Source organism: Labrys sp. (in: a-proteobacteria) (assembly GCF_047605565.1).
Taxonomy (GTDB): domain Bacteria; phylum Pseudomonadota; class Alphaproteobacteria; order Rhizobiales; family Labraceae; genus Labrys; species Labrys neptuniae.
This window is the reverse complement of record NZ_JASGFM010000007.1, coordinates 161,447-187,987: the sequence shown is the minus strand read 5'-3', so window position 1 is coordinate 187,987 and position 26,541 is coordinate 161,447. Positions and strand designations below refer to the sequence as shown.

Annotated in this window: 22 protein-coding genes; 13 read left to right on the top strand and 9 right to left on the bottom strand. The window is 64.6% G+C overall.

Annotated elements, in window-relative coordinates; all coding sequences use genetic code 11:
* Positions 1 to 604: 604 nt before the first annotated feature.
* The 3 genes from QM672_RS09950 to QM672_RS09940 are packed head-to-tail and all read right to left on the bottom strand — an operon-like array spanning position 605 to position 3,228.
* Positions 605 to 1,393: an amino acid ABC transporter ATP-binding protein gene (locus tag QM672_RS09950; RefSeq protein WP_415082278.1), complete on the bottom strand. Its 789-nt coding sequence runs from the start codon at positions 1,391 to 1,393 to the stop codon at positions 605 to 607.
* On the bottom strand, positions 1,390 to 2,358 hold the full coding sequence (locus tag QM672_RS09945; RefSeq protein WP_415082276.1) for an amino acid ABC transporter permease: 969 nt from the start codon (positions 2,356 to 2,358) through the stop codon (positions 1,390 to 1,392). Before QM672_RS09945 ends, QM672_RS09950 begins: the two co-directional genes overlap by 4 nt.
* Before the next feature lie 45 nt (positions 2,359 to 2,403).
* Entirely contained in the window at positions 2,404 to 3,228 is an 825-nt protein-coding gene (locus QM672_RS09940; RefSeq protein ID WP_367625754.1) for an ABC transporter substrate-binding protein, read from the bottom strand.
* Positions 3,229 to 3,687: 459 nt separating this feature from the next.
* On the opposite strand from QM672_RS09940, the gene hutC reads away from it, so the two are divergent.
* The 3 genes from hutC to QM672_RS09925 all read left to right on the top strand — a co-directional run bounded on the left by hutC (position 3,688) and on the right by QM672_RS09925 (position 7,333).
* On the top strand, positions 3,688 to 4,449 hold the full coding sequence (gene hutC, locus QM672_RS09935) for a histidine utilization repressor (protein ID WP_415082273.1): 762 nt from the start codon (positions 3,688 to 3,690) through the stop codon (positions 4,447 to 4,449).
* A gap of 136 nt (positions 4,450 to 4,585) precedes the next feature.
* Positions 4,586 to 5,695: an aminotransferase class I/II-fold pyridoxal phosphate-dependent enzyme gene (locus tag QM672_RS09930; RefSeq protein WP_415082271.1), complete on the top strand. Its 1,110-nt coding sequence runs from the start codon at positions 4,586 to 4,588 to the stop codon at positions 5,693 to 5,695.
* Positions 5,696 to 5,929: 234 nt separating this feature from the next.
* The gene (locus QM672_RS09925) at positions 5,930 to 7,333 is read left to right on the top strand and encodes an FAD-binding oxidoreductase (protein ID WP_415082269.1); all 1,404 of its coding nucleotides are present in this window, start codon (positions 5,930 to 5,932) and stop codon (positions 7,331 to 7,333) included.
* Between the two features lie 127 nt (positions 7,334 to 7,460).
* On the opposite strand, the gene QM672_RS09920 is transcribed toward QM672_RS09925, so the two are convergent.
* Positions 7,461 to 8,360, bottom strand: coding sequence for a LysR family transcriptional regulator (locus QM672_RS09920; protein WP_311944969.1), 900 nt, complete (start codon positions 8,358 to 8,360; stop codon positions 7,461 to 7,463).
* An 85-nt stretch (positions 8,361 to 8,445) separates the two neighbouring features.
* On the opposite strand from QM672_RS09920, the gene QM672_RS09915 reads away from it, so the two are divergent.
* Positions 8,446 to 9,264, top strand: coding sequence for a phytanoyl-CoA dioxygenase family protein (locus QM672_RS09915; RefSeq protein ID WP_394315311.1), 819 nt, complete (start codon positions 8,446 to 8,448; stop codon positions 9,262 to 9,264).
* A gap of 360 nt (positions 9,265 to 9,624) precedes the next feature.
* Here the strand turns inward: QM672_RS09915 and QM672_RS09910 are convergent, their stop codons facing one another.
* On the bottom strand, positions 9,625 to 10,548 hold the full coding sequence (locus QM672_RS09910; RefSeq protein ID WP_311944966.1) for a LysR family transcriptional regulator: 924 nt from the start codon (positions 10,546 to 10,548) through the stop codon (positions 9,625 to 9,627).
* Between the two features lie 138 nt (positions 10,549 to 10,686).
* Between QM672_RS09910 and QM672_RS09905 the strand changes: the two genes are divergently transcribed.
* From QM672_RS09905 to pcaD, 9 genes are all read left to right on the top strand, one after another.
* Positions 10,687 to 11,865 (top strand): muconate/chloromuconate family cycloisomerase, encoded by a 1,179-nt coding sequence (locus QM672_RS09905; RefSeq protein ID WP_415082266.1) that lies wholly within the window; start codon positions 10,687 to 10,689, stop codon positions 11,863 to 11,865.
* 10 nt (positions 11,866 to 11,875) lie between these two features.
* Positions 11,876 to 12,166 carry a muconolactone Delta-isomerase gene (catC, locus tag QM672_RS09900; protein ID WP_149250260.1) on the top strand — a complete coding sequence of 97 codons (291 nt, stop codon included), beginning with the start codon at positions 11,876 to 11,878 and terminating at the stop codon, positions 12,164 to 12,166.
* Between the two features lie 71 nt (positions 12,167 to 12,237).
* On the top strand, positions 12,238 to 13,176 hold the full coding sequence (gene catA / locus QM672_RS09895) for a catechol 1,2-dioxygenase (RefSeq protein ID WP_415082264.1): 939 nt from the start codon (positions 12,238 to 12,240) through the stop codon (positions 13,174 to 13,176).
* A 171-nt stretch (positions 13,177 to 13,347) separates the two neighbouring features.
* Positions 13,348 to 14,706, top strand: coding sequence for a Rieske 2Fe-2S domain-containing protein (locus QM672_RS09890; protein WP_415082262.1), 1,359 nt, complete (start codon positions 13,348 to 13,350; stop codon positions 14,704 to 14,706).
* Positions 14,703 to 15,191, top strand: a complete 489-nt coding sequence (benB, locus tag QM672_RS09885; RefSeq protein ID WP_415082260.1) for a benzoate 1,2-dioxygenase small subunit — start codon at positions 14,703 to 14,705, stop codon at positions 15,189 to 15,191. Before QM672_RS09890 ends, benB begins: the two co-directional genes overlap by 4 nt.
* A 36-nt stretch (positions 15,192 to 15,227) precedes the next feature.
* The gene (gene benC, locus QM672_RS09880) at positions 15,228 to 16,256 is read left to right on the top strand and encodes a benzoate 1,2-dioxygenase electron transfer component BenC (RefSeq protein WP_415082258.1); all 1,029 of its coding nucleotides are present in this window, start codon (positions 15,228 to 15,230) and stop codon (positions 16,254 to 16,256) included.
* Positions 16,253 to 17,038, top strand: a complete 786-nt coding sequence (benD, locus tag QM672_RS09875) for a benzoate diol dehydrogenase BenD (protein WP_415082256.1) — start codon at positions 16,253 to 16,255, stop codon at positions 17,036 to 17,038. The genes benC and benD overlap by 4 nt, the downstream gene beginning before the upstream one ends.
* A gap of 55 nt (positions 17,039 to 17,093) precedes the next feature.
* Complete coding sequence (locus QM672_RS09870) at positions 17,094 to 18,425, top strand: MFS transporter (RefSeq protein WP_415082254.1); 1,332 nt, start codon at positions 17,094 to 17,096, stop codon at positions 18,423 to 18,425.
* A 75-nt stretch (positions 18,426 to 18,500) separates the two neighbouring features.
* On the top strand, positions 18,501 to 19,286 hold the full coding sequence (pcaD, locus tag QM672_RS09865; protein WP_415082252.1) for a 3-oxoadipate enol-lactonase: 786 nt from the start codon (positions 18,501 to 18,503) through the stop codon (positions 19,284 to 19,286).
* Between the two features lie 154 nt (positions 19,287 to 19,440).
* On the opposite strand, the gene QM672_RS09860 is transcribed toward pcaD, so the two are convergent.
* The 4 genes from QM672_RS09860 to QM672_RS09845 are packed head-to-tail and all read right to left on the bottom strand — an operon-like array spanning position 19,441 to position 25,955.
* Positions 19,441 to 20,895 (bottom strand): aldehyde dehydrogenase family protein, encoded by a 1,455-nt coding sequence (locus QM672_RS09860; protein WP_415082250.1) that lies wholly within the window; start codon positions 20,893 to 20,895, stop codon positions 19,441 to 19,443.
* Positions 20,896 to 20,937: 42 nt separating this feature from the next.
* Entirely contained in the window at positions 20,938 to 21,699 is a 762-nt protein-coding gene (locus tag QM672_RS09855; RefSeq protein WP_187829380.1) for an SDR family NAD(P)-dependent oxidoreductase, read from the bottom strand.
* A gap of 25 nt (positions 21,700 to 21,724) precedes the next feature.
* Complete coding sequence (locus tag QM672_RS09850) at positions 21,725 to 23,848, bottom strand: hydantoinase B/oxoprolinase family protein (protein ID WP_415082248.1); 2,124 nt, start codon at positions 23,846 to 23,848, stop codon at positions 21,725 to 21,727.
* 10 nt (positions 23,849 to 23,858) lie between these two features.
* Positions 23,859 to 25,955: a hydantoinase/oxoprolinase family protein gene (locus tag QM672_RS09845; RefSeq protein ID WP_415082246.1), complete on the bottom strand. Its 2,097-nt coding sequence runs from the start codon at positions 25,953 to 25,955 to the stop codon at positions 23,859 to 23,861.
* Positions 25,956 to 26,541: the final 586 nt, after the last annotated feature.

Below are 26,541 nucleotides of genomic sequence, written 5' to 3'. Positions count from 1 at the left end.
TCTCGATGCTGCATGAGGGCGACTATTTCCTCAACGGCAAGCTCTATGATGCCAACGGCAGCGAGGTGAAGGTCGAGGGACCGGGCCACCATTGAGGGAGAGCCGTGGGTTTATGCATGCCCGCCGGCATGTTGGTGATGATGGCGCGGTAGCAACGGCTTGATGAACGGAGTCCCATCGTGAAATCCGTTCCGTCTCGCGCCCGCCTCGAAATGCGCTGGACGCACGGGGCAAGGCCGCCTTCTCGGAGGCAATCATCGGTCCCTCACGTCGGGACGCGGTGATGGGAGCGTGCGGGGCGGCCCTGTTTCCTATCAAGGGCCGCTTGCCGCGTGGGCAGCACCGCCCCCGAGCCTGGATTTCCAACCTCCGGAGCAAACTCAGTGCTGGATAAAACCTGGGAGCAACATCATCGGCCACTTACAGCATCGTGCCCGATCTCCGACCCGATCACGATGCTGTAATTGATTGTTGCCGCATCGTCTCTGCCGGAAACCGGAACCCACTTTTCGGCACGACGCTCTCGTCAAACTTGCTACGCCTGCGTCTCCGCCAGGCGGCAACTCCCGGTTCAAGACAACGACTAAACGATGTTTGTCTGTCCCTATACAAGCACCTTGGAGAGAAAGGCTTGCGTTTGTGGATGGCATGGGTTGCCCAGTACATCCCCGGGCTTACCTTCTTCGATGATCTCGCCGCCGGCCATGAAGACGATATGATCAGCCACTTCACGGGCGAAGGCGATCTCGTGGGTCACCACGATCATCGTCATGCCGCTTTGGGCAAGATCGCGCATCACGTCCAGCACATCGGAGACCAGTTCGGGGTCCAGGGCGCTGGTGGGTTCGTCGAACAGGATGAGCTTGGGCTGCATGGCGAGGGCGCGCGCAATCGCGACACGTTGCTGCTGCCCGCCGGACAGCTGGCGGGGGTAGGCGTTGACCTTCTCAGCCAGTCCGACGCGCTTCAGGATGGCGTGGGCGCGCTCCCTCACATCCTCGCGCGGTTCCCGCTTCACCCCGATCGGTCCCTCCATGATGTTCTGGAGAACCGTCATGTGCGGGAACAGATTGAAGTGCTGGAACACCATGCCGATATGGATGCGCTGGCGCGCTATCTCATGCTCGTGCATTTCCTGGAGGTAGCCCTTGTGCTCCCTGTAGCCGATCAGCTCGCCATCCACGCGGATGCGGCCCTTGTCGATACGCTCGAGATGGTTGATGCAGCGCAGGAAGGTGCTTTTGCCGGAACCGGATTGGCCGAGCAGGCACATCACCTGGCCGTTCGAAACGGACAGGTTTATTCCCTTGAGAACCTCCAGGGCGCCGAATGACTTCCGCACGCCGGTCGCCTGCACCATGATCTTGGCCGGCGGCTTTGGTTGAAAGGTCATGGCGTGCTCCCTTTCTCGCCAGGATCGAGCCGGCTGTTGCGCGACAGCCCGAAGAACGCGCTGATGCTTTGCAGGGGTGTTGGAGGGAGGTTGCGGCTGCTGCCGCGGGCGTAGTGGCGCTCGATGTAATACTGGATGCCGCTCATCACCGAAACGATGATCAGGTACCAGATGACCGCCACCAGCAGCAGCGGAATGGTCTCGAACGTGCGCGTATAGATCGTCTGGGCGGCGAAGAGCAGTTCGGGGACGGCGATGATGCTGACCAGGGCCGACATCTTCAGCATGTTGATGGTGTCATTGCCGAGCGGCGGGATGATGACGCGCATCGCCTGCGGCAGTATCACCCGCCGCAGCAGCCGCCCGCGCGACATGCCGATGGACTGGGCCGCTTCCGTCTGGCCGTGATCGATGGAAATGATGCCCGCGCGGATGATCTCCGCGCTATAGGCGGCTTCGTTCAGGCCGAGCCCGAGGATTGCCGCCACATAGGGCGTGATCAGCACATTGGCATCCAGCTCGACGAAGTCGGGACCGATGAACGGGATGCCCAGCGAGATATGGGGAAACAGGGCCGACAGATTGTACCAGACCAGCAATTGCACCAGCAGCGGCGCTCCGCGGAAGAACCAGACGAAAAGCCATGATGCACCCGACAGGATGGGGTTCGGCGATAGCCGCATGACCGCCAGCATCACGCCCAGCGCGACACCCATCACCATGGCGATGGCCGTCAGCTCGAGAGTACGCCATACGCCCAGCAAGATCGTCTGCGAGGTGAAGTACTGACCGACCACGGCCCATTCGAACCGCGGGTTGGTGAAGAGCGTGTGCACCAGCATCGCCGCCAGAAGGGCGACGAAGGCGATGGCCACCCAGCGCCAGGGATGACTGGCCGGCCTGATGGCCAGGTCGATCGTGGGATCGACATCCGCTCCCTTCGGACGGGTCTCGTTGACCGACATGGCTGGCTCCCGAAGTTGCGGCTGCTGGGTGGCGACCTCCATCCCTTATTGGCCGTCGTTGATCGTGGCCGTCTTGATGGCGCCGACCTCCTGTCCCCACTTGGCCAGGATCTTGCCGTAGGTGCCTTCGTCGATCAAAGCCTGCACAGAGGCCTGGAGGGCCTTGGCCAGTTCGTCGGAACCCTTGGGCAGCACCAAGCCGTAGCGACGCGGTGCATAGGAAGTGCCCGGCACCTCGAAGGAGCCTTTGTGCTGCTGCGCAATATAGGCGCCGGCAGCGGTGTCAATCATGGCCACGTCGGCCCGGCCCGCCTGCAAGGCCAGGACGATCTGGCTGGTGCCGGGCAGGATCTTGGCGCTGACTTCCGGCTTGCCGGCCTTCACGCAGTCGTCCGAAGCCTTCTTGGCATCGTCGATTTCCGTGGTGCCCTTGTCGATTGCGACGGAGATGCCGCAGATATCGGCCAGGCTATGGATGTTCTTGGGGTTGCCTTGCTTGACCAGGAAACCGCCACCCGAGGTGAAATAGTCGACGAAATCGACCTTCTTGCGTCGTTCCTCGGTGTCGGTCATCGCCGACATCGCCATGTCGTAGCGGTTGGCCGCGAGAGCCGGGATGATGGCGTCGAAGCTCATATGCTGGAATTCGAGCTTGACGCCGAGCTTCTGCCCGATCGCTTCTGCCAGATCCTTGTCGAGGCCGATGATGGTGGTGTTGTCGGTGTCGAAATATTCGAACGGCGGATATTCGACGTTGCTGGCGACCCTTATCTGGCCAGCTTCCTTCAATTTGGCGGGCAGCATGGCCTGGATCTTGGGATCTGCCTTGGTCGCAATGGCGGTATCGGCATGAGCCGTACCTACGAGCATTGCTCCGACCAGGAACAACGCGGCTGCGGTCGCCGAGGCCGACCGAGCGTGACGACGACGTTCATTGCCCATGCATTGAGTCCCCTGTTTATCGCGAGGGCCACATTGACGTGGTCTCGAAGCTCGCGGATTTTGGTTCTGGATGGTTTGGTGATTAGATGTATATACTAGCTTATACAACTTGCCGAAGCCGTTTTTGTCAAGCGCGATCCGTCCTTGAGGTCCCGGGGAGCGCCCTTCGGTAGCGAGATGGGATCGGTTGGCGCTCCGGCTCTTCTCGACACGGCGGCGTATCGGGACTGGCGGGCATTTCGTTTTACTATATAGCTATATACATTATTGGGAATGGTTGCCCATCGAGCGTGCCTTCGGGGAAGTGGTCGGTTCTCGGCTGCTGCCCCATGCGGCTTGTATTAACATGTAGACCTGTTTGATTCAGACGCATTGGCACATGGCGAGATGAACAAGAAGAGAGATGGCGCCTTGAAGGAGATGCTCCGCGGCAACGGCGAGATCGGGGTCTCGCTGGGGCAGCAGGTGCGCAACCATATTCTGGCGAATATCAATTCGGGCGAATGGCAGGAAGGCTATCAAGTCCCGTCTGAATCGCGCCTTTCGGAACAGTTGGGCGCCTCGCGCATGACCGTCCATATTGCCATGCGCGACCTCGCCGCGGAGGGGGTGCTGGTGCGGCGGCAGGGGGCGGGCACCTTTGTCGCCGCCCGCCAAAGCCAATCCACCTTCCTGGAATTGCGCAACATCCATTCCGAGATCGAAGCGCGCGGGAACCGGCATACGACAGACGTCATCAAGATGGAGGAGGTCAACAGCGATCTCAATCTCGCGACCGAGCTCAATGTCGTGCCCGGTTCCACGGTATTTCACTCTCTGTTGGTTCACCGGGAAAACGGAAGACCGCTGCAAATTGAAGACAGATACGTAAACCCGCAGTTTTCTCCGGACTATCTGGAGCAGGATTTCACCAAAATCACGCCTTATGTCCACCTGATGGCCGTGGCTCCCCTGGAGGAGGTCGAGCATGTCATTCAGGCCGTCCTGGCCGATGAGTTCAGCTGCAAGCTGCTCGAAATGAAGCAGGGCGAACCGCTGCTTCTGCTGCGCCGGCGCACCTGGTCGCGCGGCATGATTGCCACCAGCGCGCGCTTCCTGCACCCGGGTCCTCGCTTCAGCCTTGCCGGGCGAATGCCTGTCGGACGCTGACGCGAGGGGGAGGCGGGTTTCCGGCGGGCCCAGCCTTGCCGTCCCTCCGCCGAAGGGCTTCGTCTGCCTTGACGGGGCTCGACATCTGAAGGATATTCAAGTTGCATATACAACTCTATATAACTTGGATGCCGACATGTTGGGGCCAATGTTTGCAATCGGCGATCAGGGAGCTGGCGTACCCAAGCCCAGCGCGCGGCTGACGGAATTGCCCGGCTATGGGCGCGGCCGGGCCGGGCCCGGCATCGCGTTCGCGCACCGGCTCGGTTCCAACGAGGCACCGGATCCACCGAGCGCGGCCGTCCAGGCCGCCGTGGCCAAGGCAATGACGGGCGCGCACCGCTATCCGGACTTGCGCGGCGAGACGCTGGCGGAGGCGCTGGCAAACCGGCATGGTCTGCCCGCCGACATGGTCGCGGTGTCGGCGGGCTCCGTCACCATGCTGGACCAGCTCATCCGCGCTTATTGCGATCCTGGCGACAGGGTGATCACGCCCTGGCGCTCCTATGAGGCCTATCCGATCATCGTCGGCGGAGCAGGCGCGCGCCTTGTGGAGGTGCCGCTTGACGGTCGTCACCGGCTGAATGCGGCAGCGATCCTCCAGGCCTGCAGATCCGAGGCGCGGGTGGTGATCGTCTGCAACCCCAACAATCCGACCGGCACCGTGCTGGCGCCGGACGAGTTGGAGGCGCTGCTGGATGCCATACCCGCGCAAACGCTCATCATCCTCGACGAGGCCTATGCCGACTATGCCGACGAGGCGGCGATGGTTGCAGCCTCGCCCGCGCGCCGCCTCGCCCGGCATCGGAACCTTGCCGTGCTGCGCACGTTTTCCAAAGCCTGGGGGCTTGCCGGCATGCGGGTCGGCTATTGCCTGGCGGATCGAAGCGTCATTGCAGCGGCCAATGCGGTCGCGCCGCCATTCCCGCTGCCGGCAACCGCGCAGGCGGCGGCGCTCGCGGCCCTTGCCGAGGAGGATGTGGTCGCGGCACGCATAGCTGCCAGCCTCGAGCAGCGAGGGCACATGTATGAGGGGCTTTCGGCCCTTGGATTCGAGGTCGCGCTCTCGCAGGCCAATTTCGTGTGGTTGGCGGTCGGCGCGGAAGCTGAGGCGCTGACTCTTCATTTGTCCGCGGCCGGGATTGCGGTGCGCTGTTTTCGCGGCGAGGGCGTGCGCGTCACGACGGGGACTGCGGCTGCCACCCAAGCCCTGTTGACGGCGGCGGCGTCCTGGCTGTCGAGGTGAAGGGCCGAGGGGAGAGCGACGATCGGCTGAGGCCACGGCGGGCGGCCGGGAACATCGGGATGCCGTTCGCTGGGAAGGGTTGATCTGCCCGATGCTGTTCACCAATGCGGCTATGGCGGGAGCGTCCTATCGACCATCGTGACCGCGACGGGATAGTCTTGCTCCGCCCGCGAGCCGTGGGCGCCTTCGTCCATTCCGCAGACGTCCTGCGGACAACATAGTCAGCGGAGTGCCATGTCGAGAGAAAGCACCCTTCCCAAGGCGTTCGTCCAGACCCTGCGAGAGCGGTTCGCGGATCGTTTCCAGACCGGGGCGGCCATATGTGCGCAACACGGTTCCACGACCACCTGGATCGAGAACCAGCCGCCGGATGGCGTGGTCTTCGCCGAGAATACGGCGGAGGTTGCCGATATCGTCGGACTGTGTGGCGAGGCGGGCGTGCCGGTCATCCCCTTCGGCGCGGGCAGCTCGCTCGAAGGCCAGCTCAATGCGCCAAGAGGCGGTATATCCGTCGACCTGACGCGGATGGACCGCATTCTTGCGGTCAACGCCGAAGACATGGACTGCGTGATCCAACCGGGTGTGACACGCAGCCGCCTGAACGACTATCTGCGCGATACCGGCCTGTTCTTCCCTCTCGATCCCGGCGCCGATGCGACTCTCGGCGGTATGGCCGCCACCCGCGCTTCGGGCACGACCGCGGTGCTCTATGGCACCATGAAGGACGCGGTGCTGTCACTCGAGGCCGTGATGCCGGACGGCCGGGTGATCCGCACCGGCCACCGGGCGCGCAAGAGTGCGGCGGGCTACGATCTGACCAGGCTGCTGGTCGGTTCCGAAGGCACGCTCGGCATCATCACCGAGCTGACGGTTCGGTTGCGAGGCATTCCCGAGGCGGTGTCGGCGGCCCGCTGCTCCTTCCCCACCGTCGAAGCTGCCAGCAATGCCGTTATCAGCGGCCTTCAATTCGGCCTGCCCTTTGCGCGGATCGAGCTGTTGGACGCAACCACGGTCAAGGCGGTCAATGCCCATTCGCAGCTGAACCTGCCGGAGACGCCGCTGCTGCTGGCCGAATTCCACGGCACGCCGGACACGGTCGCTGAATTGTCGGTGCGTTTCGGGGACATCGCCCGCGAGCACGGCGCCACCGCACTGGACTGGACGACCGATCCGCAGGAACGGACGCGGTTGTGGAAGGCGCGCCACGACCTGTTCTGGGCGGTCCTGGGCCTGCGGCCCGGCGCCAAGGGCATCAGCACCGATGTCTGCGTGCCGATCTCGCGACTGGCCGAATGCATCGGCGCGGCGGCCGAGAAAGCCCAATCACTGAGGCTGCTCGCTCCGATTGCGGGGCATGTCGGCGACGGCAATTTCCACAATCTGATCGTGCTCGATCCGGAGAACCCGGCAGAGCGGGCCGCTGCCAAATCCTATATCGGCTGGCTGAACGAGCTGGCTCTTTCCATGGAAGGAACCTGCACGGGCGAACATGGCGTGGGGCAGGGCAAGCGTTCCTATATGGAGCGCGAGATGGGCCCGGCACTGGATGTGATGGCGGCCATCAAGGCGGCGATCGATCCGAAGAACATCATGAACCCGGGAAAGATCCTGCCTGAACGCTTCGAAGCGCAAAGCTAGCGGATCGTGTGGGGAAGGGATGAAATTTCAAAAAATAGCGCAAGAATAAGAGCTTACGGCATCAATTTCGATTTGAACCCCAAGTTAGATTCTGTAGCGCCGCTCTGGGTGGTGCAGAGCGGCCCGTTCATTCGCGGCTGAACGCCTCGACAATGGCTTGCGAGGCGGGATTCAGGATCGCGCTCTTCGCACCGTCGAGCGGGCAGGCGAGGATGACCGGCTCCCGGGCGAAATCCTCGGCGATCGGCACACTGGCCAGGGGAGTCCCGTCATAAGCACAGCTGCTTTTCGATCCTGCATAGGTGATGCCGATGCCATCGCCATGGGCGGCCAGGCTGCGCATGACCTCGAGTGCCTGCACCCTGTGGCGAACGACCGGCTCCGCGCCGATCCGCCGGAAGAGGCCCAGGACGTGTCTTACCGACAGGCCTTCCTCGAAGAGGATCAGTGCACGTTGGCCGAGGTCACGGAGGCTGACCTCCTGCAAGCCGGCAAGGGGGTCGTCGACGCGCATCAAGGCGTGGGGCTGGATGGACGCGAGCGGTCGGCGCAGGAAGCTTGCGTCGAGACCAAGGTCGAACGTCACGGCCAGGTCGATGCGCGATTGCAGCATGTCGCGGGCGAGCGTCTCGAAATCGGCGATGCGATAGCGGATCTCGGCGCCCGGCAGCTTGCTGCGCAGGGCGTTGAGTAGGCGGCCGATATGAAGCGGCGCCAGATCCTCGAACAGCCCCAGTGTCAGGCGGCCGGCAGTAGCGCGTTGGTTGCGGGCGGGATCATCCAACTGTCGGGCGAGGGAGATGATCTCCTCGACCTGGGCAAGATAATCCCGGCCGAAATCGGTCAGCTCGACCGGGGCACCCCGGCGCCGGATGAAAAGCTTGCGCGCCAGGCGCCGCTCGACCTGCGTGATGGCGACCGAAAGCGAGGGCTGCGATACGTTGAGCTGCGAGGCGGCGGCCGAAAGACTGCCTGAGTGGGCCACGGCGGAAACATACTCGAACTGGCGAAGCGTGAGATATAGCATGAGCCTAAGAGTAGTTTAGATACTTATTATTTGAAACTATAAACGATTGCCTGTTTGCTCGTGCCGTCAAGCAGGGAGGAACGCAATGACACATCCGCTCGTCACGCAGGAACAGATCGAGGCCTATCAGCGCGACGGCGTCGTGCTGGTGCGCGGATTGTTCAAGGATCACGTGGAGAGACTGCGGGCGGGTGTGGCTCGCAACATGGCCGAGCCCAGCCAATATGGCGCCGAGAACCTCAAGCCCGGCGAGGCTGGTCGCTTCTTCGACGACTATTGCAATTGGGAGCGCATCCCCGAATTCGAGACCGTGATCCGTCACTCCGCAGCCGGCGAGGTCGCGGCGGACCTGATGGGGGCGAATTCGGTCCAGGTCTTCCACGACCATGTCCTGGTCAAGGAACCCGGCACATCGAAGCCGACGCCCTGGCACCAGGACGGTCCCTATTATTTTGTCGAGGGGACGCAGACGGTCAGCTTCTGGTCGCCGCTGGATCCGGTGCGCGAAGCGTCGCTGCGCTGCGTCGCCGGCTCGCATCGCTGGCCGAAGCCGGTCCTGCCGACGCGCTGGCTCTCGGAAGAGAATTTCTACGCCGACAGCGATGCCTATATCCCCGTACCCGATCCCGATGCGGAAGGCATGGACATTCGCGAGTGGGAGATGGAGCCGGGCGATGCCGTCGCCTTCAACTACATGACGCTCCATGGCGCTCGCGGCAACAATGCCACAACACGCAGACGGGCGTTTTCCCTGCGCCTGGTGGGAGACGACGCTCGCTATGTCGAGCGGCCCGGCCGCACCTCGCCTCCCTATCCCGGCCACGGCATGTCGGCGGGCGAAAAGCTGCGCGAAGACTGGTTCCCGACGGTTTTCCAACGTGGAGCTACGCGCGACGTCGGCTGACACATCATCGAGGGGCGGGCCGGTGCCGGCTGTTTTTCCAGCGGGGGCCCTCTGCGGAAGACAACCGGCAATCAAGCGGTCATGGCGTTACAATAGAGGGTTTTCAAGGGAGTATGGGTTGCTGTGCCCTGAGCCCCCGCAACCCAATCAAATATGCACCAACCCCCGCGAGGTCTCATGATTCCGCGGGGTTCTGCTTTGTGAACACCGGTTTGTGCACAGGAAGGATCAATCACTGACCTCCCTGATTCAAATCGGGCGGCAGCTCCGAATGGCGCTACGCCTAAATATTTTCGCGCGTGTGAATGCCGAATGGCTCGCAATACGGCTTGGGCCCCTGCGCAGTCCTAGCCGTCGCAGTCACGGAATATAGTTGTGGGCCTTGTCCAGCCAGGGCGGATCTTCGGCATACATTTCCTGGATGAGCTTCTTGACCAGGTCGATATAGGGCGAGCTATCGCCGACCCTCTGGTTGAGGATGACGGGAGAACTGGCGTCCCTCTCCTCCAGCAGCCTGTAGTGCACGTCCGACCGCATCTGGCGGGCGGAGGCGGGCACGAGGCATAGGCCTGCATCCGCCGCGACCAGCCCGAGGGCCGCCTGGATTTCCCGCACCTCCTGAACCTCTGCGGGACGCGCATCATGGCCGTGCAGCAGGCCCAGAACATGGTCGGCATAGCTGGGGCGCGGTTCCTTGGGATAGACGATGATCTTCCGGTCCGCCAATGTCCTGATCGGTAGCGGTGCGTTGCTTTCGGCCAGCGGCGTGCCCTTGGGAATGGCGACGACCAGCCGTTCCTCGCGCAGCACGATGCCGGTGACATTGGGATCGCTGTGGCGAAGCCGACCGAAGCCGATGTCGATGCGGCCTTCCTTCAGGGCGGGGATCTGCTGCACCGACACCATTTCAAGGAGCTGGATGTCGAGCTGCGGTGCATGCTGGCGCAGCTTGCGCACGAGCGCGGGGAGGCCGCCATAGAGGGTGGAGGCGACGAAGCCGATGGAAAACACGCTGTTCTGGTTCAGCCCGACCCGGCGGGTTGCCGTCAGCATCTGGTCGACCCGGCCGAGAACCTGGAGGGACTGCTCGTAGAAGAGCCGGCCCGCATCCGTCAGGCGCACGGGCCGGCTCTTGCGGATGATCAGGGGCACGCCCAGTTCCTCCTCCAGCAGCTGGATCTGCCGGCTCAAGGGCGGCTGCGCCATGTGCAGGAGCTCGGCCGCGCGGGTGAAATTGCGCTCGCGTGCCACCGCCACGAAATAGCGGATCTGGCGAAGATCCATTTTACCCTCCCTCAGAGGTATGTTGCACTGCGGTAAGTGCCGTTATTCGAGGACTTTTCCCAGTACTATACCTACAAGGTATCATGTCCAACACAAATGGTGTTGGACGGGGCGTCATGGCTGCCGCAGGATCGCAGCATGAACACGGTTTTTGCCCCCCTCGCTCCGGCCACAGCGCTCGCTCCCATCGTCGAACGGATCGAGACACTGCTCGTCGACCTGCCCACCATCCGGCCGCACAAATTGTCGGTCGCCACCATGGACGGCCAGACCCTGATGCTGGTGAAGGTTCATTGCAGCGACGGGATCACCGGTATCGGGGAGGGCACGACGATCGGCGGGCTCGCCTATGGCGGAGAAAGCCCGGAGGGCATGAAGCTCGCCATCGACAGTTATTTTGCGCCGGTCATGATCGGTGAGGATGCGACCCGCGTGCAGGCCCTGATGGCCCGCCTCGGCAGGATGGTGAAGGAAAACCGCTTCGCCAAGAGCGCGGTGGAAACGGCCTTGCTCGATGCCCACGGCAAGCGCCTCGGCCTGCCGGTCAGCGAATTGCTCGGCGGGCGCCGCCGCGACCGGCTGCCGGTGGCCTGGACGCTCGCCTCCGGCGACACGGCCAGGGATATCGCCGAGGCCGAACATATGCTGGATCTGCGCCGGCATCGCATCTTCAAGCTGAAGATCGGCGCCAGGGGGCTGAAGGAAGACATCGCCCATGTCGCCGCGATCAAGCGGGCGCTCGGCGAGCGCGGCGCGGTGCGTGTCGACGTCAACATGGCCTGGAGCGAAACTGAGGCTGCCTTCGGCATGGCGGCACTGGCCGACGCCGGCTGTGAACTGGTGGAACAGCCCGTGGCCTCGGCCGCCGCCCTGGCCCGGCTGGTCCGTCGTTTCCCTGTGGCGCTGATGGCCGATGAAGCGCTGACGGGGCCGGAATCCGCCTTCGAGATCGCCAAGGCCGCCGGTGCCGACGTCTTCGCCGTCAAGATCGAGCAGAATGGCGGCCTCTACAACGCGCAGCGCGTCGCGGGCATCGCGGATGCAGCCGGTATCGGCCTGTATGGCGGCACCATGCTGGAAGGCCCGGTCGGCACCATCGCCTCGGCGCAGGTCTTCTCGACCTTTGCCGATCTGCAATGGGGCACCGAATTGTTCGGCCCGCTGCTGCTGACGCAGGAGATCCTGCGCCAGCCGCTCGATTACAGCGACTTCGAGCTGACGGTTCCGGACGGGCCCGGGCTCGGCATCGAACTGGACGAGGAACGCGTCGCCTTCTTCGCCCGCAACGGTCTGCGCAAGACGATCAGCGCCGGTTGAGGAGAGAGCCATGCTGTTCCACGTCAGGATGGATGTGAACATCCCCCACGACCTGCCCGCGAGTGAGGCGGCCGAGATCATCGCCAAGGAAAAGGCCTATTCGCAGGCACTGCAGCGCAGCGGCAAGTGGCGGCATATCTGGCGTATTGCCGGTGCCTACGCGAACTACAGCGTGTTCGATGTGAAGGACAATGCGGAACTGCACGAGATCCTCTCGGGTCTGCCGCTGTTCAAGTTCATGCGTATCGAGGTGGCGCCGCTGCTGCGGCACCCCTCCTCGATCCGCGACGGCGATGGCTGACATCACCGCGTCCGGGGCGACCACGATGACGAGGCCCCCATAAATTCAAAAGCAATAAATGGAGGATTGAAATGAGCGTGAAGATCTTCGCAAGGCCGGACATCCAGGATTTCCTGAAGGTCCTGAGCGGGCTCGACAAGGACGGCGGCAATCCGCGCGTCAAGCACATCGTCCATCGGATCATGTCGGACCTCTTCAAGGCGATCGACGATCTCGATATCACCCCGGACGAATACTGGACAGCCATCGCCTGGCTCAACGACATCGGCGCGGCCGGACAAGCGGGCCTGATTTCGCCTGGCCTCGGCCTCGATCACTTCCTCGACGAACGCCTCGACGCGATCGACGCAGAGCTCGGCATCGACAACCCGACACCACGCACGATCGAGGGACCGCTCTATGTCGCCGGAGCGCCGGTCTCACATGGCTTCGCCCGCCTCGACGACGGCACGGATACGAACGGCCACACGCTGATCATGCACGGCACCGTCCGCGGCGCCGACGGCCGGCCGCTGCCGGGGGCCACCGTCGAGGTCTGGCACTGCGACACCCGCGGCTTCTACTCGCATTTCGATCCGACCGGAAAGCAGGCGCCGTTCAACATGCGCCGCACCATCATTGCCGACGGCGAGGGCCGCTACAAATTCCGCAGCATCGTGCCGAACGGCTATGGCGTGCCGCCGGGCAGCCCGACGGAAAAGCTGCTCTCTGCCCTTGGCCGCCATGGCCAGCGCCCGGCCCATATCCACCTCTTCATCAGCGGCGAAGGCCATCGCAAGCTGACGACCCAGATCAACATCGAGGGCGATCCGCTGGTCAATGACGACTTCGCCTATGCCACCCGCGACGGCCTCGTTCCAGCCGTCGTCGAGCGGACGGACGCGGCCAGCATCGCGGCCAATGGGCTGGAGGGGCCCTTCGCCGAGATCATGTTCGACATCCATCTGACCGCACTGGTCGACGGCGTCGACAACCAGATCAACGACCAGCGCAAGCGCGCCGCAGCTTGATTGTTACTGGGCAGCGCGACCTCAACGGCAGGGTGAGCAAAGACTGCCTCGAAGACATCGCACTCTGCTCCAGTCTGCACAGACACCGGCGGCCCTGAGAGCCGTCCCACCCCGATCATCGACATCGTTGCAAGGGCCGCGCCGACCGCCGTCCCCTGCGGGAGAGAAGTCATGTCCGCAATCATCGACAAGGCCCGTGATCTCGATCATCTGCTCGCCACTGCCGTGCAGGATGATCACGAGGCCGGCGTGTTTCGCTGCCGCCGCGACATCTTCACCGACGCTGACCTGTTCGCGCTGGAGATGAAGCACATCTTCGAGAGCAATTGGGTCTATCTGGCCCATGAAAGCCAGATCCCCGACAACAACGACTATTACACCACCTCTATCGGCCGCCAGCCGGTGGTGATCACCCGCGACAAGACCGGCACGCTCAACGCCGTCATCAATGCCTGCGCGCATCGCGGGGCGATGCTCTGCCGTCGCAAGCACGGCAACAAGGGCAGCTTCACCTGCCCCTTCCACGGCTGGACCTTTTCCAACACCGGCAGGCTCCTAAAGGTGAAGGACGAAAAGACCACCCAATATCCCGAGCAGTTCGCCAAGAACGGCTCGCATGACCTGACGCGCGTCGCGCGCTTCGAGAATTATCGCGGCTTCCTGTTCGGCAGCCTGAAGGAGGACGTGGCACCGCTGACCGACTTCCTCGGGCAAGCGCGGATCATCATCGACCAGATCGTCGACCAGGCGCCGGACGGGCTGGAGGTGCTGCGGGGCAATTCCTCCTACATCTATGACGGCAACTGGAAGCTGCAGATGGAGAATGGCTGCGACGGCTACCATGTCTCCTCCGTCCACTGGAACTATGCCGCCACCATGGGCCGCCGCAGCGAGGAAGGCACCAAGGCGGTCGACGCCAATTCGTGGAGCAAATCGGTCGCCGGCGTCTATGGCTTCGAGAACGGCCATATCCTGCTATGGACCAACACGATGAATCCGGAGGTCCGCCCCGTCTACGCCCAGCGCGAGAAGATCCGCGAGCGCGTCGGCGCCGACAAGGCCGATTTCATCATCAACCAGACCCGCAATCTGTGCGTCTATCCCAACCTCTTCCTGATGGATCAGTTCAGCACGCAGATCCGCGTGACGCGCCCCATCAGCGTCGACAAGACGGAGGTCAGCATCTTCTGCTTCGCCCCGAAGGGCGAGGGTGCGGAAGACCGGGCGCTGCGCATCCGCCAATACGAGGATTTCTTCAACGTCTCCGGCATGGGCACGGCCGACGATCTCGAGGAGTTCCGCGCCTGCCAGTCCGGCTATGCCGGTACGGCGGCGCTGTGGAACGACCTGTCGCGCGGTGCGCCGCTCTGGATCGACGGTCCCGACGACAATGCCAGGCGGATGGGCCTCGAGCCGCTGCTCTCGGGCGAGCGCAGCGAGGACGAGGGGCTGTTCGTCCGCCAGCACGAATATTGGGCGACGGTGATGCGCCAGGCGCTCGCTGCCGAGAGGAAGGGAGTGGTCGCATGAGCCTGTCCTACGATGCCGTCTGCGCCTTCCTGTTCCGGGAGGCGCGCCTTCTCGACGATCGCCAATGGGACGAATGGCTGACCTGCTATGCGCCCGACGTCATCTACTGGATGCCGGCCTGGGACGACGACGATGCGATCACCGAGGACCCGCATGCGCAGATCTCGCTGATTTACTATCCGAGCCGGGAAGGCCTGGAAGACCGCGTCTTCCGTATCAAGACCGAGCGGTCCGGCGCCTCGACGCCGGAGCCGCGCACCAGCCACAGCGTCATCAATGTCGAGGTGACGGCCGACCGGGGTGGCGAAGTGGACGTTCGCTACAATTTCCACACGCTCAACCACCGCTACAAGGTCACCGACCAGTTCTTCGGCACCATGTTCGTGACGCTGCGCCAGGATAGCGACAAGCTGCTGATCTCAAACAAGAAAATCGTGCTGAAGAACGACTATATCCGCCAGGTCATCGACGTCTACCACATCTGACGGCACCGGCCGGACAGGAACGAAGAGGAGGGTTCCATGACCTTCTACACGATCGCATTGAACTTCGAGGATGGGGTCACCCGTTTCGTCGATTGCAAGCAGGGCGAGAAGGTTCTCGATGCCGCCTTCCGCAACAAGATCAACCTGCCGATGGACTGCTCCGACGGCGTGTGCGGCACCTGCAAGTGTCGCGCCGAAAGCGGCGCCTACGATCTCGGCAGTGATTTCATCGAGGATGCCCTGACCGAGGACGAGGCGGCGGAGGGCCTGGTGCTGACCTGCCAGATGGTGCCTTCGAGCGATTGCGTCCTCGCGGTGCCGACGACTTCACTCGCCTGCAAGACCGGCCACCAGAAATTCGCCGCCACGGTGGCGGCCGTGACACCGCATCATGACGCCGCGATCGTGCTGGAGCTGGAGCTGGATGCCGCCGCTGCGCCCATCTTCCTGCCCGGCCAATATGTCAATATCGACGTGCCGGGCAGCGGCCAGAACCGCTCCTACTCCTTCTCCTCGGCACCGGGCGATCGGCGCATCGGCTTCCTGATCAAGAAGATCCCCGATGGGGTGATGAGCGGATGGCTCGCCGGGGCCAAGCCCGGCGACAGGCTCGACCTCACCGGCCCGCTGGGCAGCTTCTATCTGAGGGAGGTGAAGCGTCCGCTCCTCTTCCTTGCCGGCGGCACGGGGCTCGCGCCCTTCCTCTCGATGCTTGAGGTGCTTGCCCGCACGGGGTCAGAGCAGGTGGTCCACCTGATCTATGGCGTCACCCGCGATCTCGATTTGGTTCTCGTCGACGAAATCGCGGCCTATGCCGCTCGCCTGCCGAACTTCACCTTTACCACCGTGGTGGCCGAGGAAACCTCCAGCCATCCGCGCAAGGGCTGGGTGACGCAGCACATGCCCGCCGAGCTTCTGCATGGCGGCGATGTCGACGTCTATCTCTGCGGCCCGCCGCCGATGGTCGATGCGGTGCGCCGGCATTTCGACGAGAATGGCGTGAAGCCCGCAAGCTTCCACTATGAGAAGTTCACGCCGAACGCCCCGGCGAAGGAAGCGGCATGAACCCGGCGTGCTTCACCGACCGCTTCGCCGGCAAGGTGCTGGTGGTGACCGGGGCGGCGCAGGGCATCGGTCGCGCTGTGGCGATCCGCGCGGCGCGGGAAGGCGGCCGCGTGCTGTTCGTCGACCGTGCCGATTTCGTCGCCGAGGTGGCGGCGCAAGCGGGCGGTGAGACGGCCGCCTTCAGCGCCGACCTCGAAACCCATGAGGGGGCCGCGGCGGTGATGCGCTTTGCCGCCGACAGGTTCGGGGGCATCGACATCCTCATCAACAATGTCGGCGGTGCCATCCGCATGCGGCCTTTTCTCGAATTCGAGCCGCAGCAGATCGACGCGGAAATCCGCCGTTCGCTGATGCCGACGCTCTATTGCTGCCATGCGGTGCTGCCTTTGCTGGTCGCCCGAGGCGGCGGTACCATCGTCAACGTCTCCTCCAATGCGACGCGCGGCATCCATCGCCTGCCCTATTCGGCGGCCAAGGGCGGCGTCAACGCCATCACGCAATCGCTGGCGATGGAGATGGCCGGCTTCGGCATCCGCGTGGTCGCGACCGCGCCGGGCGGCACCGAAGCGCCGCCGCGCCGCGTTCCACGCAATGCGGCGGGCGATACGGACCGGGAAAAGGCCTGGATGGCCGAAGTGGTGAGCCAGGTGAAGCAGTCGAGCTTCATGAAACGCTACGCCACCATCGAGGAGCAGGCGGCGCCGATCCTGTTCCTCGCCTCGGACGAGGCATCCTACATCACGGGCAGCGTGTTGCCGGTCGCCGGTGGTGACCTGGGTTGAGGGACTGGGCTGAGGGATCTGGGCTGAGATGTCCAAAAAACCGGGGGGAACGACAATGCGCAAGATCGATGTGATCGAAGCGATCGACGACAATCCGTTCGGGCCGTTCCAGTGGGCGGTGGTGGCGCTTTGCGCCCTACTGCTGATCGTCGACGGCTACGATGTCTTCGTCGCGGGCACGGTGCTGCCGACACTGATCGCCGAATGGGGCCTGAGCAAGCCGCAGGCCGGGGTGCTGCAGGCCTGGGCGCTGTTCGGCATGATGTTCGGTGCGCTCGTCCTCGGGCCGCTCGCCGACAGGATCGGCCGCAAGAAGGGCATCGCGATCAGCTTCCTGCTGTTCACCATCGCCACCCTGGCGACCGGTTTTGCCACCTCACCGGACCAGTTCAAGATCTTCCGCTTCATCGCCGGCCTCGGCTGCGGCGGCCTGATGCCCAACGCGGTGGCGCTGATGAACGAATATGCTCCCAAGCGCCTGCGCGGCACCATGGTGGCGCTGATGTTCTCCGGCTATTCCGTCGGCGGCATGGTGGCGGCCGGGCTCGGCATCGGCCTCATCCCGCATCATGGCTGGAAACCGATGTTCTTCGTCGCCGCGGTGCCGCTCCTCCTCCTGCCTTTCATCCTGTGGAAACTGCCGGAATCGCTCGGCTTCCTGATCCGCCAGGGCGAGCAGCAGAAAGCGCAGGCCATCTATGCGCGCATCCTGCCCTCCGCCAAGCTCAAAAGCGGCGACACGCTGGTTTTCACGGAAAGCAAGGGGACGTCCGCCTCGATCCTCGAATTGTTCCGCCACCAGCGCGCCTTGCGCACGCTCATGCTCTGGATCGCCTTCTTCTGCTGCCTGCTGCTGGTCTACCTGCTCTCCTCCTGGCTGCCGAAGGTGCTGCAGGAGGCCGGCTATGCCGAGAAGGCCAGCCTGCTCAGCCTGTTCTCGCTGAACTTCGGCGGCATGGCCGGGGCTGTCGCCGGCGGCTGGCTGGGAGATCGTTTCGGCCTGCCGAAAGTGGTGATCGGCTTCTTCGCCGCAGCCGCGGCCTCCATCGCGCTGATCGGCAGCAATCCGCCGGCCGGCCTCCTGTTCCTGATGGTCTTCATCGCCGGCGCCAGCACCATCGGCACGCAGATCCTGCTCTATGCGAGCGTCGCCCAGCTCTACAACCTCTCCATTCGCTCGACGGGGTTGGGCTGGGCTTCCGGCGTGGGGCGCATTGGCGCCATCGTCGGCCCGACGCTCGGCGGCATGCTGCTCGCCAGGGAATTTCCGCTCCAGCAGAATTTTCTGATCTTCGCCATTCCCGCTCTGGTCTCGACCATCGCCATGCTGGTCTTCGCAGTCGCCAATGCCCGCAGCGCCGAAACCGGCCAGCTCGCCGCGATATGAGCAACGGGCGACGATCGGCAAGCAAGCACCTGCCGGTCGTCGCTTTTCCCCCTCGTAGTGACGCCGAAAGCCGCCATGCCTTATCTCGATCTCGCCAGTCACCGCCTTCACTACCGCATCGACGGGGATGCCGCGGACAGGCCGTGGCTGCTGTTCTGCAATTCATTGGGAACCGACCTTACCATGTGGGACGGGCAGGCGTCGGCGCTGTCGCGGAGCTACCGCGTGCTGCGCTACGACCGGCGCGGCCATGGCCTTTCCTCGGCGCCGCTGGCGCCCTACGCGCTTGCCGATCTCGGCAACGACGTTCTGGCGCTGCTCGACGCGCTGGCTATCGGGCGGACCCATTTCTGCGGCCTTTCCCTCGGCGGCCTGACGGGTCAATGGCTTGCCGTCCATGCGGGGAACCGTCTCGGCAAGGTCGTCCTCTGTGCCACCGCTGCACGGATCGGGACGCCCGAAAGCTGGAATGCCCGTATCGAAGCCGTGCGGAGAGACGGTCTCGGCGCGTTCGTGGCGGCCACGGCTGAACGCTGGTTCACGCCGGCCTTCATCGCCAGCAATCCCGATGCCGTGGGAAACGTCCTCGACCGTTTTGAGATGACCGTGCCGGAAGGATATGTCGGCTGCTGTAACGCCCTTGCCAACGCCGATCTTCGTGGAGAGATCGCCGGGATAGCAAGCCCCGTTCTTGCCATTTCCGGGGAGGGCGATCCGGTTTGTCCCCCTTCGGACCTCGAGGCCCTTGCCGCTGCCGTCGAGCGGGGACGGCACGTCTCACTCGTCGGTCGGCACCTCGTCAACATCGAAGCCTCATCGCCGTTCAATGCCGTGCTATCCGATTTTCTGGAATCTCGCTGAGACATTCCAGCTTGAGATTCGAGGGCATGGAAAAGCAGTAGCTATCCAGCGAAGACCGTACCTTGTCAGTGCAGGACCGCCTGTCCTGGATCGGCCGGCGATCGAAGAGCTGGAGATGATCGGGAGCGCAATATGGCCATGCCGGGCTGTTCGCTCACCCCAGCATGATGTTGATGGTCTTGGCCTCGGTGTAGGAGATCATCTCTTCGATGCCTTCCTCACGGCCGACGCCAGAATTCTTCATGCCGCCAAAGGGAACACCGAGGAAATGGTTGGAGCAGCCATTGATCCAGACATGGCCGGAGCGGATCCTGCGGGCGACGTTGAGGGCGTTGCGGATATCGTTGGTCCACACCGCGCCGGTCAGGCCATACTCGGTGCTGTTGGCGAGTTCCACCGCTTCATCCACCGTCTTCCAGCGCCCGACCGACAGGATGGGGCCGAAGACTTCTTCCTGCCACAGCCGCATGCCGGGCTTGACGTCGGCATAGACCGTCGGCTCCACCCAGAACCCCTTGGCGAAGCGCTCGCCTGGAGGCCTGCGGCCGCCCGTCATCAGGCGCGAGCCGTCATGCCTGGCGGTTTCGAAGAAGGACAGCACCTTTTCATGCTGGATGCGTGAATTGACAGGGCCCATGTCGGTAGCGGGGTCGAAGGGATCGCCGAGCCTGAGGCCGGCAACCGCCGAAACCACGCGTTCGAGCACGGCATCGTGGATGTCCTCGTGCAGGAGCAGGCGGCTGGTCGAACCGCAGGATTGGCCCTGCCAGCTGAAATTCATGCCGCGTACGGCGGCGGCGGCGATGATGTCGGGATCGGTGTCGGGAAAGGCGATCAGGGGATTCTTGCCGCCCAGCTCCAGCGTCACATGCTTGACGGCCACCTCTGCCGCCGATCGTTGGATGGCGCGGCCGGTCTGGGGCGAGCCGATGAAGGCGATGCGCTTGATGCCGGGATGACGGACGATGGCGTTGCCCACCGTGGCGCCGGGGCCGGTGACGATGTTGAACACGCCCGCAGGCAGGGCCTCGCGCGCGACCTCGGCCAGCAGCAGCGCCGACAGGGGGCTGGTTTCCGGCGGCTTGACGATCACCGCATTGCCGGCCGCCAGCATGGCGGCGGTGCGGGCGACGGCGAACATTAGCGGGTGGTTGAAGGGCGCGATGCGCGCCACCACGCCATAGGGCTCTCGCAGGGTGAGATGCAGGTTCTCGGCCGTGGCCGGAATGGTCTCGCCCTTGAGTTCGTGAATGAGGCCGGCATAGTAGGTCAGGCTGTCGACGGCATGGCCGACATCGCCGCGCATCGGCGTGATGGTGTTGCCGGTATCGGCGACCTCGATCCTCAGGAAGTCCTCGGCGCGGGCACGCAAGGCCTTGCCGAAGGCGCGCATGCGGGCGCCGCGTTCGGATGGGGTGAGAGCGGCCCAGGCAGGCCAGGCGGCATCGGCAGCGGCAAAGGCGCGCTCGACATCCTCGGCCGTGCCGCGCGGCGAGCGGCCGATCACCTCCTCGGTGGCGGGGTTGATGGAAAGGTCGAACTCGCCGCCCGAGGCGTGGACCAGTTCGCCGCCGATCAGCATCCTGTCCTGTTCTATCGCGTAAGCCATGTCTGCGTGCTCTTTCCGGCCGCCCCTGCGGGGTGCCTGACATCAATGGGTGATCATGCCGCCATCGGCATTGAGGAGCTGTCCGGTGATCCAGCGGGCCCGGCGCGAGAGCAGGAAGGCGATGGCATCGGCGATGTCGTCGGGGCCGCCGGCGCGCTTGAGGCATTGCTGCTCAATCATCGCGGCCTTCTGCTCGGGGGTGACGGTGGCCCGTTCGACCTCGGTGAAGGTCGGGCCCGGCGTCAGCGTGTTGACCCGGATCGCCTGGCCGCCGAGCTCGCGCGCCATCGCCCGCGACAGGCCCATCACGCCCGCCTTGGACGAGACGTAATGGGCATAATTGGGCCGCCCGAACAGGATGGTCGAGGACGCCACGTTGACGACCGAGCCCTCGCCCGAGGCGGCCAGGGCCTCACGGGCGGCTCGCGTCATGTTGAAGACGCCCTTGAGATTGACGGCCTGGACCTGGTCCCACTCGTCGGAGGGGATTTCCCAGAAGGGACGCATCTTGAGGGTCGAGAAGATCGAGGCGTTGTTGACGAGGCCGAACACGCCGCCGAACGCTGCGAGCGTCGCGTCGACGGCGGCCTGGCAGCTGGCTTCATCGGCGACATTGGTGCGCACGAACAGGCGCCGGCCGGTTCCCGGCGTGTCCTCCTCGGCCACCGCGCGGCCCTTCTCCTCGTTCCAGTCGGCGATGCACACATCGACGCCTTCGCCGACGAGCGTGAGAGCGAGCCGGCGCCCGATGCCCTGGCCGGCACCGGTGACGACGACAGCGCCCTGTGAAGGATAAGGTTGCATGATGAATTCCTTTCCTGCCGGTGGGTCAGGCGGCTGCTTCGAGCTGCAGCGTGACCAGGGAAGCTTCGTCCTTGCGCACGACCTCGGCCTCGAGCAGGGTGCCGCAGGCGGTGCAGACATGCTCACGCAGTTCGAGATCGGCATGGGTGCGGATATGCGGCCCATAGGTCTCCGGCTCGACGCGATAGCTGCGCACCTTCTCCTTCCAGTTTGCCGTGGCAGGGCCGAGATCGCAGCCGCAGCCGCAGGCAAAGCGACCGTCCGCGACCGCAAGCTCGCCTTTGCCCGCTGCCCGTGTCGGCGAGGTGCCGCCCAGACGCCGGATGCGGATCGCGGCTCGGGCTTCGTCGGTGGCCTTGCGGTCGACGACGCTCTGCGCGATCACCACGCCATATTGGGCTGCGGCAGCCGCGAGGCTGACATGGCCATTGGCGACATCGCCGAGCACGGCGGCGGGATCGCGCAGCAGTGGGTCGCCATAGCCGCCGCCGCCCTGGAAGGCATAGCCGAGCACGTCGCGCGAGCTGAGGCGCATGCGGCCGGGCTTGGGGCCGAGTTCATCGACCCCGGTAGCCAGCAATTCGTCGAGATCGCCGGCAAGGCCTGCCAGCGTGGCCGGATCGCCAGCGTCGCGGCGCATGACGTTGCGGCCGCAGGCGCCGGGCAGGCCGCCGAACTGGCCCACCGCATTGGGCACCTCCACGCCATGGCCCAGCATCATCGCCTGCAGGGCGTCGGTGCCATAGGGTGCGATAGCGAGGGCGGCACCGGCGCCGCCGCGCTGGCGGCCGGGGCCGCCGCTGTCGGGCACGAAGGCGCGGAAGAGATAGAGGAAAGGCCCGTTCGCCTCATTGGCCTCGACATTGGCGATGGCCGGGCGCGGCACGCAAAAATCGCCCGAGCCGTCGAGGCCGTCATGGTCGGGGAAGGCACCGCCCCCGCCGGCGGTGGAGTCGAGCAGGAAGGTGCCGAATGGTGCGCCATCCCGGTCCTGCCCCGCCAGGGTCATCACCATCATGTGGCCCTTGGTGACGGCCTGGCTCTCGCCGGCATGATCGGGCGAGCAGGCCACGAGGCGCGACAGGGCCGAAACCACCACGTTCTGGACGATCCAGGCCGTCGAGATCGTGCCCGAGGAGATCGGCGCCGGCCAGGAGGCGTTGCACAGGATGCCCTCCGGCGCGACGAAATCGACGGCGCGCAGGATGCCCTCGTTCCAGCGGATACGCGGCGCGAGGATGGGCAGCAGCCCCGTGAGGGCGGCGCCGCGCATGCCCGAGGCCGTGCAGTTGATGAAGCCGGGCGCCTGCGGCGAGGTGCCCGTCATGTCGAGGGTGAGGCGATCGCCCTTCTTGGTCGCGGTGACGCAGACGCGGTAAAGCACGTTCTCATGGCCGTCATGCTCGATATAGTCGCGAGCCCGGAAGATGCCGTCGGGTAGAGTTGAAAGAACCTGGCGGATCTGGCGCTCGGAACTGGCGATCTCCTCGGCCATGATGGTCTCGACGGTATCCCCGCCATAGCGGTCCATCAGTTCGACCAGGCGGCGGGCCGCCACGGTGTTGGCGGCGATCATCGCCTTGAGGTCGAGCCCCAGCACATGGGGCAGGCGGGTCATGCCCATGATCATCTGCCACAGATCCTGGCGCAGCACGCCGTTCTCGACGAGCTTGATGCCCGGCAGCAGCATGGCTTCCTGCTGGATCTCGGTGGCGCCGATGGCCCAGGAGCCGAAGCTCATGCCGCCGACGTCGAGCTGGTGGGCGCAGGAACCGGCCCAGGCGACATGGCGGCCTTGATGGAAGATGGGCGCGACGATCGAGACGTCGGGCTGGTGGATGGCTCCGCGATAGGGATCGTTGAGGATGAACATGTCACCCTCCCGGATGCCCGGATTCTCGGCGAACTCGGCATTGATCGAACGGATGACCGAGGACATCGTGCCGGTGTGGAACAGCACCTGGGGACCCATGGTGACGATGGAGCCGTCGGCGAGATAGAGGCCGTTGTTGAAGTCGGTCGCCTCGGTCACCACCGGCGAGCCGGAGACCGATTTGAGCGTGATCGCCTGTTCCTCGGTGATCGCCTGCAGCTTGTTGCGCACGACCTCGAAGGTGATGGGATCGATGGCGTTGTCAGTTGTAGACATGGCAGTCTTCCTAACGCTGCTCGATGGTGATGTTGCTGGTGGCGTCGAGCCGGGCAATCTGGCTGGCCGCGACGAAGACCGAGGTTTCGGGATGCTCGATGACGGCGGGGCCGACGACGGTGAAATCCTTCGGCAGTTCGCGCCAATTGTAGACGGCGCACTCCATCCACGCGGCGGCGACGGGCTCGAAGATCCGGCGCCTGCCGACCGTCGGCTCGCCCGAGGGGGCCACGAGGGCGATTTCGGGCCGACGCGCCTTGCCGAAGGCCTCGACGCGGACATTGGTCAATTCCAGGCCGGCCTCGCGGAAGGCCGATCCCTTGCCATAAGTCTGCTCATAGGTGGCCTCGAAGCGTGCGACGAGGTCGTCCAGCGTCGCGGCGGCGATCTCGCCAGCCGGCACGGGAATGATGAGATCATTGGTCTGGCGCCGATAGCGCAGATCGGCCGTGCGCAGGAGCTGGACGTCCTCGCCGGTGACGCCGGCCCGGCGCATGGCGTCCAGGCATTCGGCTTCGAGCGTTGCGAAGGCCGCGGCGATCTCGGAGGCGACCAGGCCGTCGGCCGGCGTGCGGGATCCACCGCCGGCCCGCATCAACAGCGATTTTTCGACCGCGAATTGCAGGTCGGCGGCGAGCGCCCCATAGGCCGAATGCGCCATGGAGGTGACGGGCACCACCATCTTGGGCACGCCGAGCTCGGCGCCATAGCCGGCGCAATGGACCGGGCCGGCCCCGCCATAGGCGAAGATCACGAAGTCGCGCGGATCATGGCCGCGGCCGATGGTGACCTCGCGCAGCGTATCGGCCATCTGGGCGTCGACGATGCGGCGGATACCGGCGGCGGCCTCCTCGGTGGTGAGGCCGAGCGGCTTGGCGATCTGCTCGTCGATGGCGGCCGATGCCGCTGCCTTGTCGAGCTTCATCTTGCCGCCGAGGAAGGTCTGGGGATCGATGATGCCGAGCACGACATCGGCGTCGGTGACGGTGGCGAGGCTGCCGCCGCGCCCATAGCACACCGGTCCCGGCCGGGCGCCGGCGCTGTCCGGCCCGACGCGCAGCTGGCCGTCGACCACGCGGGCGATCGAACCGCCGCCGGCACCGATGGCGCGGACCTCGATCATCGGCGTGGCGATGTGAAAACCGCCGGCCTCGTGATTGGTGGACATCAGCGGCTTGTCGTCGACCACGATGGCGACGTCGAAGGAAGTGCCGCCCATGTCGGTGGTGATGAGATTGCGATAGCCCAGCTTCTTGGCCAGGTGCACCGAGCCCATCACCCCGCCTGTCGGGCCTGAGGTGACCAGCGTCACCGGCCGGCGCGCGGCCTCGGCGACCGGCATGACGCCGCCGGCCGAATTGAGGATGGAAAAGGCGCCCTTGAAGCCGCGCTTCCTGAGCATCTGTTCGATGCCGTCGAGATAGGAGACGACCTTGGGGGCGAGGTAGGAATTGAGGGCGGCGGTGGCGGTGCGCTCATATTCGCCGATGACGGGCGCCACCTCGCTCGACAGGCTGACATAGGCCCCTGGCACTTCCTCGCCGATGATGCGGGCGGCGATGCGCTCATGCTCGGGATTGCGGAACGACCACAGGAAGGCGACCGCGAAGGTCTGCACGCCCTCGCTCGCCAGCGAGCGAACGGCTTCCCGCACCTGGTCCTCGTCGAGCGCAACCAGCACCTTGCCGGCATGGTCGACGCGCTCGCGGATCTCCCGCACCAGATGGCGCGGCACGATCGGCTGGGGATAGCGCCGGCGCGAATACCAGCCGAGGCGGTCGACCGGCACGCCGGCGGTGAAGCCCATCAGGCGCTGGATCGCCAGCGTATCGCCGAAGCCGCGGGTCGCGATGAGGCCGGTGCGGGCGCCGTCGCGCTCGATCACCGCATTGGTCGCCTGCGTCGTGCCGTGGCCGAAGGCGACGACGCGGGCCAGCAATTCCTCGCCCGTCATGCCGCGTTGCGCAGCGGCATCCTGCACCGCATTGAAGACGCCGACCTCCAACTCGCCCGGCGTGGACAGGGCCTTGGTGGTGACCAGGCCCCCCTGTTCGTCCAAGAGGACGAGATCGGTGAACGTGCCGCCGATGTCGACACCCAGATACATGGCCTTCCTCCCAGCTTGATACCGGGTGATCCGTGGCCGAGCGCGAGGGCCGCCGTGCCTGGCACAGCGGCTGGAAGCGCGCTTGAGATCGGATTCTGTCCCGGCGCGGGGCTCTCTTTCCCCGCGAGCATGGATCGGGTTCTACGCCCGGGCTTTACGACAATCCAATATATAATTCGCGTCGGTACATAGCCAAATGCCTATGCATTCATGGATGGCGAATGGGCTTGCTCGGGCATTGTCCCAGGGCTCCGAATTCAGGCTAACGAAGATTGTTTTCAGAGGATGAGGCGCAACTTTACCCTCCCCTGGAGGGGGAGGGTCGACGCGTAGCGTCGGGGTGGGGTGGCTACTTCGCAAGAAGAGGCCTTTTTCATCATCAAGAATCGCGCATTTTCATCCCACCCCGGCCTTTCAGGCCGACCCTCCCCCTCCAGGGGAGGGTAAAGTCGTGCCTCGTTAACTCGAGTTCGGAGCCCTGGGCATCGTCCCGAGATAGTTGAAGCACCACCCTTGTCTTTTCATGCCCGGCAATGACAAAGGCCAAGCCAATTCGCTTCGTTTATCGACGGACGCATCCTCAGCC